This window comes from Pseudomonas sp. SIMBA_067 (assembly GCF_046534675.1).
GTDB classification, from domain to species: Bacteria; Pseudomonadota; Gammaproteobacteria; order Pseudomonadales; family Pseudomonadaceae; genus Aquipseudomonas; species Aquipseudomonas putida.
This window is the reverse complement of sequence record NZ_JAWRYH010000007.1, coordinates 180,650-195,469: the sequence shown is the minus strand read 5'-3', so window position 1 is coordinate 195,469 and position 14,820 is coordinate 180,650. Positions and strand designations below refer to the sequence as shown.

The following is a 14,820-nucleotide window of genomic DNA, read 5'->3' as shown; positions in this document are numbered from 1 at the left end:
CATTGAAACAGGTGGCTCTATCGAGGTTTTTATGAAAGATAAGCAAACCGTTCAAAGCGGTAGTTGCTCGGGTGATGGCGACAATAAATCCACTCAGCGTTCCAGTAAAGGTGAAAACAGAGGACCGCTGACAGAACGTGCATCGAGGGCTGAGTTATACAGCCGTCACGATAAAGTTGAACCTGTGAGTGATCACAAGCGTTAGGTTGTAACTAATTTAATCTATTGTATCTGTTTGTACAGCCGGGGCGCCCTTCATGGGCGCCTTCTTTTTTATAACTACCTGCTTGCGAAGGGTTTTCCATGATTTTGCGATGTTTTCCGAAAAGGATGCAGCTACAGGCGGACGCACATCCCGGGGTTGAGTGACACAGACGGGATACTTGGCAGGCGTCAAATGGCTCTCGACCGGGGAACAATACGCCCCACTGCCAAGCGTTTCACAGGAGAGATGCCATGAACTTCAAGACTTTCGCCAGCGCCAGCCTGTTCGCCGTGCTCAGCTTTGGCACCATTGCGGCCCAGGCCGCCACCGCACCCATGGGCGAGGCCGGTGCCATGCAGTACCGCTACGGTGAACACCTGGATGTGAAGAAAGTGCTGTCGGTGCAGGACGACCAGAGCAACGCCTGCGGCCTGGTGAACACCCGTATGGACTACCTCGACTCCAACGGCCATCAGCAGAGCGTGCAGTACCGCACCTATGCCACCGGTGGTTGCCATGAGAATTGATCGCCGCCTGATGCTGAAGGTGGGTGGTATTGCCCTGGCGCTGACGGGGCTGGGGTTGGCGAGGCACCTGATGGCCCGTGACAGCTACGGCGCCATGCCGTCGCTGTCGGGGGCCAGCGAGTGGATCAATTCGTCCCCGCTGGATGGGCCAGCGCTCAAGGGTAAGGTGGTGCTGGTGGACTTCTGGACCTGGGACTGCATCAACTGCCAGCGCAGCCTGCCTCATGTGAACGACTGGGCGCGGCGTTATGCCGAGCAGGGGCTGGTGGTGGTGGGCGTGCATACGCCGGAGTACGACTACGAGCACGATGTGGGCACCCTGCGAAACAAGGTGGTAGGGCTGGGTATCGGTTACCCGGTGGCGGTGGACAACGACCATAAGGTGTGGAATGCCTGGGGCAACCAGTTCTGGCCGGCGCATTACTTTGTCGACCGTAAGGGGCAGGTGCGCCATGTGCACTTTGGCGAGGGGGATTATGGCGGGCAGGAACAAGTGATACAGGCGTTGCTGGATGAGCGCGGGTGATTCGCCTGTACCGGCCTCTTCGAGGCGTCGAACCGCCGCGAAGAAGCCAACACTTTTCTATCAGGTGAAACTGGCAAAGTGCGCCTGCATCCGCGCCGCATCCGCCTGGCGCCCGCTGAACAGCTCGAACGCCTTTACCGCCTGGAACACCGCCATGTTGCTGCCATCCAGCGTGCGGCAACCCAAAGCCCGAGCCGCACGCAGCAGTTCGGTCTCCAGCGGGAAGTAGATGATTTCCGCAACCCATAATCCCGCATGCAGCAGCTCGACCGGCAGCGGTGTGCCTGGCAGCTTGGCCATGCCGACCGGCGTGGTGTTGACCAGCCCGTCCGCCTCGGCCACGGCTGCGGCCAGGTCGGTGCCGAGCACGGCACGGCCAGCGCCGAAATGGCCATTCAGGTTGTCTACCAAGGCCTGCGCGCGGGCCGCATCCACTTCGAACAGCACCAATTGCTCGACCCCTTCACCCAGCAGGGCGTGGGCCACGGCCGAACCGGCGCCACCGGCACCCATCTGTACCACCTGGCGTCGAGCCACGTCGGGCAGGCCGCGGCGCAAGCCTTCGGCAAAGCCCAGGCAGTCGGTGTTATGGCCAACGCGTTTGCCGTCCTTCAGCACCACGGTATTCACCGCGCCGATGCCACGGGCTTCGTCCGACAGTTCGTCGAGCAGTGGCAGGATCGACTGCTTGAACGGGTAGGTGATGTTCAGCCCGGTGAAGCCTGTGTGTTGCGCGGCGTCGAGCAGGCCGGGCAGGGCGCTGTCCTCCAGTTGCAGCTGGTCGGCATCAATCAGCCGGTACAGGTAGCGCAGGGCCTGGGCGTCACCTTCGTGTTCGTGCAAGGCAGGGGTACGCGACAACTGGATGCCGCGGCCGATCAGGCCGGCGAGGATGGCGTGCTGGCTCATGCCGTGCGCTCCTGGAACATTTCGGCAAAGTGGCTGAGGGCCATGCGGTAGCCATGGCTGCCCAGACCGCAGATCACGCCGACGGCGATGGACGATACGAATGAGAGGTGGCGGAACGGCTCGCGCTTGTGCACGTTGGACAAGTGCACTTCGATGACTGGCACTTCGCTGGCCACCAAGGCGTCGCGGATGGCCACCGAGGTGTGGGTCCAGGCGCCGGGGTTGATCACGATACCGGCACAACGGCCGCGGGCGGCGTGGATCCAGTCGATCAGTTCGCCTTCGTGGTTGGTTTGGCGGAATTCGATTTCCAGGCCGTTGGCATGGGCAGTATCGGCACAACTCTGGGCCAGGTCAACAAGGGTTTCGCGGCCGTATTGGGCAGGCTCGCGGGTACCCAGCATGTTCAGGTTGGGGCCGTTGAGCACGAGAATAAGGGGCTTCATGACGAGCATCGCTTTGTTGTTGTTGGATGCATCTAGTTTTGTACCGCCTGGTTAGTTTAGTCAATTGCACTAAAACGCTGCGCCCGGAAAGTGGGCGATTATCGAACCCTCAGCATGTACATACCCCTGTAGGAGCAGCCTTGTGCTGCGAAGAGGCCGGCAATGCCATTACATCTGCTGTGGCATTGCCGGCCTCTTCGCAGCACAAGGCTGCTCCTGCAAAGAGAAATGCAGCTGGATTACAGAATTGTAATTTTCCCGCCACCACCTCGATAACCACGGCTTCCTACAGTGCTTCGCCTACACGCGTCGACGAGGAATCTGTTCGTGCCCATCCCCCGCAAGATCGCCTTGCTCTGTCTGGTGCTGGCCAGTGCCAGCAGCGCCCAGGCCAGTCAGAGCCTGAGCCTGCCCCAGGCGCTCGCCGCCGCCTTTGCGCAAAACCCGGAGCTGGCCGCAGCCGGCCGGGAAATCGGCATTGCCGACGGCGAGCGGCGTCAGGCCGGGTTGATCCCCAACCCAGAGCTCTCCTGGGAGGTCGAGGACACCCGCCGCGACACCAGCACCACCACCGTCACCCTCAGCCAGCCGCTGGAACTGGGCGGCAAGCGCGGCGCACGTATTGCCGTGGCCGGTACCGGCCAGGCCATTGCCCAGCTTGGCCTGGAGCGCCAGCGCAATGGCCTGCGTGCCGATGTGGTGCAGGCGTTTCACGCCGCCTTGCGCGCGCAGACTGCGCTGGAGCTGGCGCAGCAATCACAGGCATTGACCGAGCGCGGGCTGCGCGTGGTGCAGGGGCGGGTGACCGCTGGCCAGTCCTCGCCCGTGGAGGCAACCCGTGCCCAGGTGCAACTGGCCCAGGCCCAGGCTGAAGTGCGCCGCGCGCAGACCCAGCGCAGTGTGGCCTACCAGGCTCTGGCACGCCTGACCGGTAGCCCGTTGGCAAGCTTCGACCCGTTGCAGGCCGCCAACCTTTCGCCTGGCATGGCGCCCAGTGCCGACGCCTTGCTCGACCGTGTCGAGCAAACGGTCGAATGGCGTCTGGCTGCTGCCCAGGTCGAGCGCGGAGACGCGTCGCTGGGGTCGGAAAAAGCTCAGCGTATTCCCGACCTCACCGTCAGCCTCGGTAGCCAGTACAGCCGCGAGGACCGCGAGCGCGTGAATGTAGTTGGCCTGTCCATGCCATTGCCACTGTTCGACCGCAACCAGGGCAACGTGCTGGCGGCTGCACGCCGTGCCGACCAGGCGCGTGACTTGCGTAACGCCGTGGAGCTGCGCCTGCGTAGCGAAACCCGCAGCGCCGTCAGCCAGTGGCACACGGCGATGCAGGAGGTGGATGCCTACGACCGCACCATCCTGCCCTCTGCGCAACAGGCCGTGGACACCGCCACCCGTGGTTTTGAAATGGGCAAGTTCGCGTTCCTCGATGTACTCGACGCCCAGCGCACGCTGATCGAGGCCCGCGGGCTGTACCTGGAAGCTTTGGCTGCGGCGACCGACGCGCGGGCGCAGGTCGAGCGGATCTATGGCGACCTCGATGACCTGAGCACCCCCTTGAACAGCAGGAGCAACAATGACTAACCCACGCAAAGTAGCCCTTCTGGTCGCCGCCATCGCCGCGCTCGGCCTGGGCGGGCTGGCTTGGACCGGCAACCTCGGCCAGGCGTCGAATGCGCAGGCCCGGCACGACGACCATGGCGAAGACAGCCACGGCCATGGTTCCGAGAAGGCGGCCGAAGGCCATGCCGAGGAAGGGCACGGCGAAGAAGAGGGCCAGTTGCACCTGTCCATCGCCCAGATCGAGGCCGCCGGCGTGCAGCTGGCTGCCGCCGGCCCTCGTGAGTTGGGCACCGCCTTCAGCTTCCCGGGGGAAATCCGCTTCGACGAAGACCGCACTGCTCACGTGGTGCCGCGTGTACCCGGCGTGGTCGAGGCGGTGCAAGCCGAACTGGGCCAGGCGGTGAAGCGCGGCCAGGTACTGGCGGTAATCGCCAGCCAGCAGATTTCCGACCTGCGCAGCGAGCAACAGGCCGCCCAGCGCCGCCTTGAGCTGGCGCGCCTGACCTTCCAGCGCGAACAGCAGCTGTGGCAGGAACGCATCAGCGCCGAGCAGGATTACCTGCAGGCGCGCCAGGTACTGCAGGAGGCCGAGATTGCCTTGGCCAACGCCCGGCAGAAGGTCGCCGCCGTAGGCCCGGCCGGCGCTGGCAACCGCTATGAGCTGCGCGCACCGTTCGATGCAGTCGTGGTGGAAAAGCACCTGACTGTGGGCGAGGTGGTCGACGAGACCAGCAACGCTTTTACCTTGTCTGACCTGAGCCGGGTCTGGGCCACCTTCGCCGTGGCCCCGCGTGACCTGGACAAGGTGGTGACCGGCCGCAATGTCACGGTCAGCGCGCCGGACCTGGGCGCTCAGGTCGAAGGCAAGGTCAACTACGTCGGCAGCCTGCTCGGCGAGCAGAACCGCGCCGCCACGGTCCGCGCCACCCTGGCCAACCCCAACGGCGCCTGGCGCCCCGGGCTGTTCGTCAATATCGCGGTCAGCGTCGAGCGCTTCAATGCCGCCGTTGTGGTGCCGGAGAGCGCCCTGCAAAGCTGGGAAGAACAGACTGTTGTGTTTGCCCGCACCGAGGAAGGCTTCGAAGCCCGCCCGGTGAAGGCCGGCCGCCGCGACGCCGGCCATGTGGAAATTACCAGCGGCCTGGCGGCCGGTACCCAGGTGGCCGCCGCCGGCAGCTTTGTCCTCAAGTCGGAACTGGGCAAGGGCTCGGCCGAGCATAGCCATTGATCACGGGGACACCTGCATGTTCGAACGCCTGATCCAATTTGCCATCGAGCAGCGCCTGGTGGTGATGCTGGCCGTTGTCCTGATGGCCGCGGTGGGTATCCACAGCTACCAGAAACTGCCGATCGACGCTGTGCCGGACATCACCAACGTCCAGGTGCAGATCAACACCGCCGCGCCCGGCTACTCGCCGCTGGAGACCGAGCAGCGCATCACCTTCGCCATCGAGACCGCCATGGCCGGCCTGCCAGGGCTGAAGCAGACCCGCTCGCTGTCGCGTTCGGGCCTGTCGCAGGTCACGGTGATTTTCGATGACGGCACCGACCTGTTCTTCGCCCGCCAGTTGGTCAACGAGCGCCTGCAAGTGGCCCGTGAGCAATTGCCCGAAGGCATAGAAGCGGGCATGGGGCCGATCTCCACCGGGCTGGGCGAAATCTTCCTGTGGACCGTGGAGGCCGAACAGGGCGCACTCAAGGAGGATGGCACCCCGTACACCCTGACCGACCTGCGGGTGATCCAGGACTGGATCATCAAGCCGCAGTTGCGCAATGTGCCGGGGGTGGCCGAGGTGAACAGCATCGGTGGCCATGCCAAGCAGTACCTGATTGCACCGGAGCCCAAGCGGCTGGCGGCCTACAAGCTCACCCTCAACGACCTGATCGCGGCCCTGGAGCGTAACAACGGTAACGTTGGCGCCGGTTACATCGAACGCAATGGCGAGCAGTTGCTGATCCGGGCACCGGGCCAGGTGACCTCGGCCGAAGACATCGCCAATATCGTCATTTCCAGTGTTGATGGCACGCCGATTCGCGTCAGCCATGTGGCCGAGGTTGGCCTGGGCGAAGAGCTGCGCTCAGGCGCGGCCACCGAAAACGGTCGGGAAGTGGTGCTGGGCACGGTATTCATGCTGGTTGGCGAGAACAGCCGCACAGTGTCCCAGGCCGTTGCCGCCAAACTGGTCGAGATCAACCGCAACCTGCCCAAGGGTGTGGTAGCGGTGACCGTGTATGACCGCACCAACCTGGTGGAAAAAGCCATCGCCACGGTGAAGAAGAACCTGATCGAAGGCGCGATTCTGGTCATCGCCGTGCTGTTCCTGTTCCTGGGCAACATCCGCGCCGCACTGATCACCGCCATGGTCATCCCGCTGTCGATGCTGTTCACCTTCACCGGCATGTTCAGCAACAAGGTCAGCGCCAACCTGATGAGCCTGGGGGCACTGGACTTTGGCATCATCGTCGACGGCGCCGTGGTTATCGTGGAAAACGCCATCCGCCGCCTGGCCCATGCACAGCAACGCCACGGCCGCATGCTGACCCGCAGCGAGCGCTTCCATGAAGTGTTCGCCGCCGCCCGCGAGGCGCGTCGGCCACTGATCTACGGGCAGTTGATCATCATGGTGGTGTACCTGCCGATCTTTGCCCTGACCGGGGTCGAGGGCAAGATGTTCCACCCCATGGCCTTTACCGTGGTCATGGCCCTGCTCGGCGCCATGATCCTTTCGGTCACGTTCGTGCCGGCGGCCATCGCCCTGTTCGTCACCGGCAAGGTCAAGGAGGAGGAAGGCCTGGTGATGCGCACGGCGCGTCAGCGCTATGCCCCGGTGCTGGCGTGGGTGCTGGGCCGGCGCAAGCTGGCGTTTGCCGCCGCGGCTAGCTTGGTGGTGCTGTCCGGGGTCATGGCCAGCCGCATGGGCAGCGAGTTCATCCCCAGCCTCAGCGAGGGCGACTTTGCCTTGCAGGCCCTGCGCGTACCGGGTACCAGCCTGTCGCAGTCGGTCGACATGCAGCAGCGCCTGGAGCAGGCGATCATCGCCCAGGTGCCGGAAGTGGAGCGGGTGTTCGCCCGTACCGGTACTGCCGAGATCGCCTCCGACCCGATGCCACCGAACATCTCCGACGCCTATGTGATGTTGCGCCCGCGCGAGCAGTGGGTAGACCCCGGCAAGCCGCGTGACGAACTGATCGCCGAGGTACAACGTGCTGCCGCCAGCGTGCCGGGCAGCAACTACGAGCTGTCGCAGCCGATACAGTTGCGCTTCAACGAGCTGATTTCCGGGGTGCGCAGCGATGTGGCGGTGAAGTTGTTCGGTGATGACATGGATGTGCTCAACCGCACCGCCGCGCAGATCGCCAGCAGCCTGCAGGGGGTAGCGGGTGCGTCCGAGGTGAAGGTCGAGCAGACCAGCGGCCTGCCGGTGCTGACCATCGACATCGACCGCGACAAGGCGGCTCGCCATGGCCTGAACGTGGGCGACGTGCAGGACGCCATCGCCATTGCCGTGGGTGGCCGCACCGCGGGCACGCTGTATGAAGGTGACCGGCGCTTCGACATGGTGGTGCGCTTGCCGGAAACCTTGCGCACGGATGTGGGCGGGCTTTCCAGCCTGCTGATTCCGGTACCGGCCAGTGCTGCAGTGGGCGCTGCGCAAATCGGCTTTATCCCGCTGTCGCAGGTGGCCACGTTGAACCTGCAACTGGGGCCTAACCAGGTCAGCCGCGAGGATGGCAAGCGGGTGGTGGTGGTCAGTGCCAACGTACGGGGGCGTGACCTGGGCTCGTTCGTGGAGGATGCCGAGCAGACTCTGATCCAGCAGGTGCAGATTCCGCCGGGTTACTGGACGCGCTGGGGTGGCCAGTTCGAACAGCTGCAATCGGCAACCGAACGCCTGCAGGTGGTGGTGCCGGTGGCCTTGCTGCTGGTCATGGCACTGCTGCTGATGATGTTCAACAACCTCAGGGACGGCCTGCTGGTGTTCACCGGGATTCCGTTTGCCCTGACTGGCGGGGTGCTGGCGCTGTGGCTGCGGGATATTCCGTTGTCCATTTCAGCGGGCGTGGGGTTCATTGCCTTGTCGGGGGTGGCGGTGCTGAACGGGCTGGTGATGATCGCCTTTATCCGTAGCCTGCGCGAAGAAGGGCGCCCGTTGCGGGTGGCGGTGGAGGAGGGCGCGCTGACGCGCTTGCGGCCGGTGCTGATGACGGCGCTGGTGGCTTCGCTGGGGTTCATTCCGATGGCGTTGGCGACGGGGACCGGGGCTGAGGTGCAGCGGCCGTTGGCGACGGTGGTGATTGGCGGGATCTTGTCTTCTACCGCGTTGACGTTGCTGGTGTTGCCGGCGTTGTATCAGTGGGCGTACCGGCGCGAAGAGGCGCAGGAGGGCTGATAACTCGGGGCCGCTTTGCGGCCCTTTCGCGGCACAAGGCCGCTCCTACAGGGTCCGCGTCATCCCCTGGCTGACACGGTCCCTGTAGGAGCGGCCTTGTGCCGCGAAAGGGCTGCAAAGCAGCCCCAAAAATCTCAGACGGTACTTCGGACTCCAGCCCGTACAGCGTCCGAGCCCACCTCATCATGCAACGAAATCCGCGAAGTCTCCGGCAACGCCAACCCACCCACCAACGCCACCAGCGCAATCACCACCAGGTAAAACGCCGGTGCCAGGCTGCTGCCGGTCTGCCCGATCAGCCAGGTCGCCACCAGCGGCGCGGTACCGCCAAAAAGGGTATAGGCCACGTTGTAGGTAATCGCCGAAGCGGTATAGCGGGTGCGGGTGGGGAAGCTCTCCGACAGCAGCGCTGCGGTCACCACGCCACTGCACAAGGCCCCCACCGCCAGCAGGATCACCCCCAGCAGTGCGCCGGACATCGAGCCCGAGCTGGCCAGCCAGTACGCCGGGAACACGCACATCATCACCCACAGGCAGGTAAAGCCAATGGTCTTGCGCCGCCCCACCCGGTCCGAGAATGCCCCGGCCAGTGGGCAGCCGACAGCGGCGAACAGCAGCGCCACGGTGGTTACCAGCAGCGACTGCGCGCGGGTCAGGTTGCCCACCAGTTGGAGGTACGTGGCGAAGTAGGTGGTGAACATATAGAACGACAGCGCGGTCAGCGAGATGAAAGCCCCCAGGTTGCGAATGACCCGGCCATGGTGACGCAGGGTGTGTTTGAGCGGCGAATGCTCATGCTCCTTGCCTTGGGCGACGGCTTCGCGAAAGGCCGGGGTTTCTTCCATGCGCCAGCGCAGGTACAGGCCAACCAACCCCAGCGGTGCGGCGATCAGGAACGGAACGCGCCAGCCCCAGGCATTCATCGCCTCGGCCGACAGGCTGGCTTCCAGCCCATAGGCGATCACGGCGGCGCAGGCGAAGGCGGAAAAGGTCGAGACCGGCACGAAGCTGCCGTAGAAGGCACGCCTGTCGTTGGGCGCGTGCTCCATCAGGTAGGCGCAGGCCCCCGCGTACTCGCCACCGGCAGAAAACCCCTGCAAGCAGCGCGCCAGGGTCAGCAGCGCGGGGGCTGCCAGGCCGATGCTGGCGTAGGTCGGCAGCAGGCCGATCAGGGTGGTGGAACCTGCCATCAAGAGGATGGTCAGCGACAGGATGCGCTTGCGCCCCAGGCGGTCGCCCAGCGCGCCGAACACGATGCCGCCCAGCGGGCGAAGGGCGAAGGCCACGGCGAACACCGCGAACGTCTTGAGCAAAGCCACGCTGGCGTCTTCGCTGGCAAAGAACTGGCTGGCGATCAGTGTGGCGAGAAAGCCATACACGGCGAAGTCGAACCATTCGACGAAATTGCCGATGGCCGAGGCGGCGATCACCCTGCGCAGGGTGGCGGGGGATACCTCATGAGGTGCGGACATGCGGGTGCTCTCCGGTTCCATTGGCAGCCATGATGAAAGTGGCACGGTCGGGCCGCGCCATCATTGTTGTGCTTGCCAGTAGATAACCGGGCGCAGGCCGGTGCTTTGTCGAGGGCGACCTCGGGATACCTGATTCAACCGCTGTTGCGGTTTACAGCCGGCCCACCTTCCAGGGGGCGTATTCCATTTCACTGTAACCCTTGGCCCGGCCGTGCTCGTCGGCGCTGAAGCCTGGTAGCTTGCTCAGGTCAAGCGCCATGCAGCGGCTGTTAACTTCGGCCTGCAGCTTGCCATCGAGACGAAAGTCATCCGGCCGGTTCGGGTGGGGATAGATCTGCACCAGGCAGCCTTGGACCTTGCCCTGCGCATTCGCATCATAGTAGAGCGAGGCCCTGCCGATGCTGTCCACCGGCAGGTCGCGGAACAGGTGCTGCCAGAAAAATTCACGTTGTGCATTGGCTTTGCGCCGCGGCGTTTCAGGCGCCTGGGCCGCAGCGGGCAGCACCACGAACAGGGGCGCACGTACTTCCACCGTGCCGTCTTCGTCGCGCAGCGACTTGGGCACCACGGGGTAGATGGTCTTCCAGCATTGCGCCTCGACTACGCTGGCCAACGCCTTGAAGTCCGAGCGGGGCAGGTCGGCAGGCAGCACGGTTTCATACTTGATCGGTGCCTTGCTGGCTTTGCAACTGACGGGCGCGGAATGCTGGTCGAGTTTGACATCCAGCATGACCACGCCGATCTGCTTGTCCGTGTCTGCTGTCGCGATGCCCAGCTTCAGGGCTTGTTGCATGTCGCTGACGAATGTCTGGCGCGCCTGCTTGTCCGCCTCGGAGGCAGGCCGGCTTTGGCAACCCGCCAAGGCGATGAGTGCGGTAGCCACGAGTGCCGGAGACAACGATCTGAACACAGAACCTTCCTTGATGTGATTGAGCCGGCCCTCATGCCGGCGGTGACAAGAAATTATCACGCGAAATGCGTGAGGACTGTGTGTGGTTTTTGTGGAGAAATGTGGGACCGACTATTTTCCACCATCACCCAAGCTACCACTCACCCGGTAGGAGCAGCCTTGTGCTGCGAAGAGGCCATTGCAGCACAAGGTGATATTTAGCCCTTCCGGCCTCTTCGCAGCACAAGGCTGCTCCTACAGGTGTTGGGCCCGCTGCCGGGAGTGGGTAACCGAGCTGAAGGTTAGAAGCGCATGTCCAGTGCCAGTTCGAAGGTGCGCGGCGGCCCCATGTAGTACTGGCTGTTGTAGGCCTGCTTGGCATATACCTCATCGGTCAGGTTGCGCACCCGCCCGGTCAGCGTGGTGTGTTCATCCAGCCGGTAGCGGGCGAACGCGCCGAACAGGGTGTAGGCCGGGGCCTTGAGGCTGTTGGCGTTGTCGGCATACACCGAGCCCACGTAGCGCCCGTCCGCGCCCACCGACCATGCCGGCGACAGGCTGTAGGTCAGCCACAGGTTGGCGACGTTGGCCGGCACGTTGGTCGGCGCATTACCCTTGCGTGACACCGATTTGCCGTTGACCGCCTCGTTGAACTCATCGTACTGCGCATCGACATAGGCATAGTTGGCCTCGGCCAGCAGTTTCGGCGTTACCTGCAAGCGCCCGGACAGTTCGACGCCGCGTGAAGTCTGCTGCCCGGCCTGGACTGTGATGTTGGCGTCGTTCGAGTCGCGCACGGCAAAGTCCTTGCGCACGATCTGGTACAGCGCCAGCGTGGCCGCACCGCGCCCGTCGAGGAAGTCGAACTTGCTGCCCACTTCCCACTGATCGCCCTTGGACAGGTCGAACAGCCCGACGTTGGAGTAGGTCGCCGCTGCCAGCGAACCGGCCGGTAAATCGGCCGAAGAGCTGTACTGCACGTACACGCTGGCCGAAGGTGTCAACGCATAGGTCAGGCCGATGCGCCCGGACAGCGGTTCCCAGCGTCGTTCGAAATAGGCTGGCGAGGTGGGCGTTACCGCGCCGTAGTTGGTCACTTCCATGTCCAGGTAGTCGTAGCGCAGGGCGGTCAGCAGGGCCAGGCGCTCGGTCAGCTGCAAGCGGTTTTCGGCGAACACTGCGCGGTTGATGACCTCGTGGTGGCGTTGCTTGGTCAGGCCGGCATTCACCCCGGGGATGTCATCGAAGCTGCCGGGGTCGAACTGCTCGGCGTCGACCACGTCGCTCCAGCTGCTGGAGGTGGGGTAGAGGGTCTGGCGCATGCGCGAGTACTCCAGCCCCAGCGACCATTGGCTGGCCAGGCCGAGCAGCTGGTTATCGTGGCGCAGCTCGATGCGGTCGCCCAGCAGGTTCTGGTCGTGGCGCTGCAGGTAAGGGCTGCTGCGCTGCACCTTGCCATCGCTGGTATAGGCGTAGCGTTCAAGGTTGCGGTAATCGCGCTGGGCGTTGTAGTGGTACAGGGTGTTCTGCACGCTGGTGCTGTCGCTGATCTGGTAGTCGAGGATCGAGCGTAGCCAGCGCACCCGTTGCTCATAGCGGCCGTCGGCTACGTTGTAGTTTTCGAAGCGGCGGCTGTTGTCGATCTTCATCGTGCTGCGCCCGGGCAGGATCGGTGAGCCCCAGTAGGGGCTGTCTTCGCGGTCTTCCTGATACTCCAGCGCCAGGGTGTGGGTGAGGTTGGGTGCCAGGTCGCTGAGCAGCGAAAAGGCCAGGCTGTCGGTGTGCCGTTCGTTGCGGTCGACGAAGCCGTTGCCATGCCCGCGGCTGAAGTCCAGACGCGCGAAATGGCGGGCATCGGCGGGGTTGCTGGCCAGCGCCTGGTTGATACCGAATGCCACCTCGCTGTCGTCGAAACTGCCATAGCGGATACGCCCGTCAATGATCTGCTGGTCGCGGCTGGCGAGCTTGGTGATGTAGTTGATCGAACCGCCCACTGCGCCCGCGCCATGCAGGAACGAAGACGGCCCTCCAATCAGCTCGACGCGGTCGAGTACCCAGGCGTCCACTGGCCGGGTGGCGCTGCTGTAGCCCAGGTTGATGCCGTTGTACAACTGGGTGACCTGGTTCTGGGTAAAGCCGCGATAGGCGACGAAGCCGCCAAAGCCTGGGTTGGCGGAGGCGTTGACACCGGTCATGGCGTTGACCACGTCCTGGCTGTCTTTGGCGCCGCGTTCTTCGATCAGGCGGCGGTCCGAGACGCTGACCGAGGCGGGCGTTTCCCGCGCGGTCAGGCCAAGGCGCGAACCGGTCCGGATCGGCTCGTCCAGCTGCACGCCGCTGGCGGCGTCGCGTTCGCCGTCGATGGTGGTGGCGCCGAGTTCGACAGGGGCGGTTTCAGCGCAGGCAAAGCTGCAGGTGCCCATGAGGAGCACCAGGGAGGTCTTGCGAAGCATGTTTGTGTGTCTTCCACGCAAAGGTCATGGCTGACGGCGAACGCGCGCAAAGGCGCGCCCGGCTGAAGTCAGGCGAAATGAAGTACGGCTGCGGGGGAGACGGCGGGGGAGGCGCGGGGGTTGAGGGCGGGGCGTTGGTAGCGCGGCGGCGGTTGTGCCCAGCTGCGCACCACGATGGGCGAGGTGGCCACGACTTGCGCCGGTGTGAACGACCAGCCGCCGCTGCTGAGCGGTACGGCCAGGCCAAACGAGGAGCACACCGGGCAGTCGAGCTGGGCCATGTGCTGGTCACCGCCGGCACCGTCCAGGTCGATGGCCACGCCGTGTTCGCTGTTGACCGAGCAGAAGCCGCCTTCAAGGCCGGCCAGGCGCAGGCCACCCATCTGGCCATGGTGCAGGCCGCACAGCAACAGGCTGAACAGGACGCTGGCATAGAGCGTCCAGGCAGTCAGCGTGCGAGTGTGCCGGGTGGTTTTCATGGCGGCGAATCTACCACCCTGATGAACGGTCGGGTAGTGCTTTTACTGCAAGTTTCCGGGGCGCAGAGCGCCCCCCGTTCTGTCAGGCCGCCCGCTCCAGCGCATCCAGCAAATCGACAAACTCCATCGCCAGCTTGTGCCGTGGCGCCAGGTGCACCAACGGCACTGACGCCTGGTGCGATTCACGCATCTTGATCGAATTGCTCAGGTACACCGGCAGCACCGGCAGGCCTTCGCTGCGCAACTGGTCGACCAGGGTCTGGTGCAGGGCGGTGCGCCCGGCGAACTGGTTGACCACCACACCTTCTACCTGCAACGCCGGGTTGTGGTCCTGGCGCAGCTCCTCGACCTCGGCCATGACACTGTGCAGGGCTTGACGCGAGAAGCTGTCGCAGTCGAACGGGATCAGCAGGCGCTCTGCCGCAACAAGCGCGCTGAAGGTGTAGAAATTGAGGGCCGGCGGGGTGTCGATGTAGATCCGCTCGTAATCCTCGCCCAGTTCCACCAGCAACTTGCGCAGCTTGTTGATCTTGAACTTGCTCTCCAGCTTGCTTTGCAGGTCGCTGAGGTCGGGGCTGGCGGTGACCAGGTGCAGGTTGCTGTAGCGGGTTTCGGTGATCGCCACCCGGTGCTTCTTGCCAGCCGCCGTGACCGGTGACAGGGTCTGGCGGAAGAAATCGGCGATGCCGGCAGGAATGGCGTCGTTGACCAGGCCGGTCAGGTAGTAAGTGGCATTGGCTTGCGGGTCGAGGTCGACCAGCAAGGTCCGATACCCCTCGGCGGCACTGGCAGCGGCGAGGTTGCAGGCGATGCTGGACTTGCCGACGCCACCTTTCTGATTGAAAACCACACGACGCATGAGACGCTCATCCATGAAATGAAAATGTCAGGTTGTGGTCAATCCTATGACCGGAACACGACAGTTTTATGACAAAGATTGTTACAACAATCACTTTCATCGTT

The 14,820-nt window shown here is 64.0% G+C and carries 12 protein-coding genes; 5 read left to right on the top strand and 7 right to left on the bottom strand.

Annotation, left to right across the window (positions count from 1 at the left end; translation table 11 throughout):
* Positions 1 to 456 precede the first annotated feature (456 nt).
* Positions 457 to 732, top strand: coding sequence for a DUF2790 domain-containing protein (locus SB765_RS17165; protein ID WP_063427068.1), 276 nt, complete (start codon positions 457 to 459; stop codon positions 730 to 732).
* 10 nt (positions 733 to 742) lie between these two features.
* Positions 743 to 1,258, top strand: a complete 516-nt coding sequence (locus SB765_RS17160) for a redoxin domain-containing protein (protein ID WP_410931701.1) — start codon at positions 743 to 745, stop codon at positions 1,256 to 1,258.
* Between the two features lie 60 nt (positions 1,259 to 1,318).
* On the opposite strand, the gene SB765_RS17155 is transcribed toward SB765_RS17160, so the two are convergent.
* Together SB765_RS17155 and aroQ are read right to left on the bottom strand one after the other, a co-directional pair.
* A complete protein-coding gene (locus SB765_RS17155; protein ID WP_041167787.1) occupies positions 1,319 to 2,167 on the bottom strand; it encodes a shikimate dehydrogenase in 849 nt (282 codons plus the stop codon).
* Positions 2,164 to 2,613, bottom strand: a complete 450-nt coding sequence (gene aroQ, locus SB765_RS17150) for a type II 3-dehydroquinate dehydratase (protein ID WP_410931659.1) — start codon at positions 2,611 to 2,613, stop codon at positions 2,164 to 2,166. The genes SB765_RS17155 and aroQ overlap by 4 nt, the downstream gene beginning before the upstream one ends.
* A gap of 327 nt (positions 2,614 to 2,940) precedes the next feature.
* Between aroQ and SB765_RS17145 the strand changes: the two genes are divergently transcribed.
* Genes SB765_RS17145 through SB765_RS17135 form a run of 3 tightly spaced genes read left to right on the top strand, consistent with a single transcriptional unit; the run spans position 2,941 to position 8,564 of the window.
* On the top strand, positions 2,941 to 4,194 hold the full coding sequence (locus SB765_RS17145; protein ID WP_410931658.1) for a TolC family protein: 1,254 nt from the start codon (positions 2,941 to 2,943) through the stop codon (positions 4,192 to 4,194).
* Entirely contained in the window at positions 4,187 to 5,401 is a 1,215-nt protein-coding gene (locus tag SB765_RS17140) for an efflux RND transporter periplasmic adaptor subunit (RefSeq protein WP_341798207.1), read from the top strand. Before SB765_RS17145 ends, SB765_RS17140 begins: the two co-directional genes overlap by 8 nt.
* 16 nt (positions 5,402 to 5,417) lie before the next feature.
* Complete coding sequence (locus tag SB765_RS17135) at positions 5,418 to 8,564, top strand: efflux RND transporter permease subunit (protein ID WP_410911252.1); 3,147 nt, start codon at positions 5,418 to 5,420, stop codon at positions 8,562 to 8,564.
* Positions 8,565 to 8,698: 134 nt separating this feature from the next.
* Here SB765_RS17135 and SB765_RS17130 read toward each other — a convergent pair whose 3' ends face one another.
* The 5 genes from SB765_RS17130 to SB765_RS17110 all read right to left on the bottom strand — a co-directional run bounded on the left by SB765_RS17130 (position 8,699) and on the right by SB765_RS17110 (position 14,716).
* On the bottom strand, positions 8,699 to 10,036 hold the full coding sequence (locus SB765_RS17130) for an MFS transporter (RefSeq protein ID WP_341798209.1): 1,338 nt from the start codon (positions 10,034 to 10,036) through the stop codon (positions 8,699 to 8,701).
* Between the two features lie 151 nt (positions 10,037 to 10,187).
* Complete coding sequence (locus tag SB765_RS17125) at positions 10,188 to 10,946, bottom strand: hypothetical protein (protein ID WP_410911250.1); 759 nt, start codon at positions 10,944 to 10,946, stop codon at positions 10,188 to 10,190.
* 281 nt (positions 10,947 to 11,227) lie between these two features.
* Positions 11,228 to 13,378: a TonB-dependent receptor gene (locus tag SB765_RS17120; protein WP_410931657.1), complete on the bottom strand. Its 2,151-nt coding sequence runs from the start codon at positions 13,376 to 13,378 to the stop codon at positions 11,228 to 11,230.
* A gap of 68 nt (positions 13,379 to 13,446) precedes the next feature.
* Positions 13,447 to 13,857 (bottom strand): DUF2946 family protein, encoded by a 411-nt coding sequence (locus SB765_RS17115; protein ID WP_059395109.1) that lies wholly within the window; start codon positions 13,855 to 13,857, stop codon positions 13,447 to 13,449.
* Positions 13,858 to 13,939: 82 nt separating this feature from the next.
* Entirely contained in the window at positions 13,940 to 14,716 is a 777-nt protein-coding gene (locus SB765_RS17110; RefSeq protein WP_410911248.1) for a ParA family protein, read from the bottom strand.
* Positions 14,717 to 14,820 lie beyond the last annotated feature (104 nt).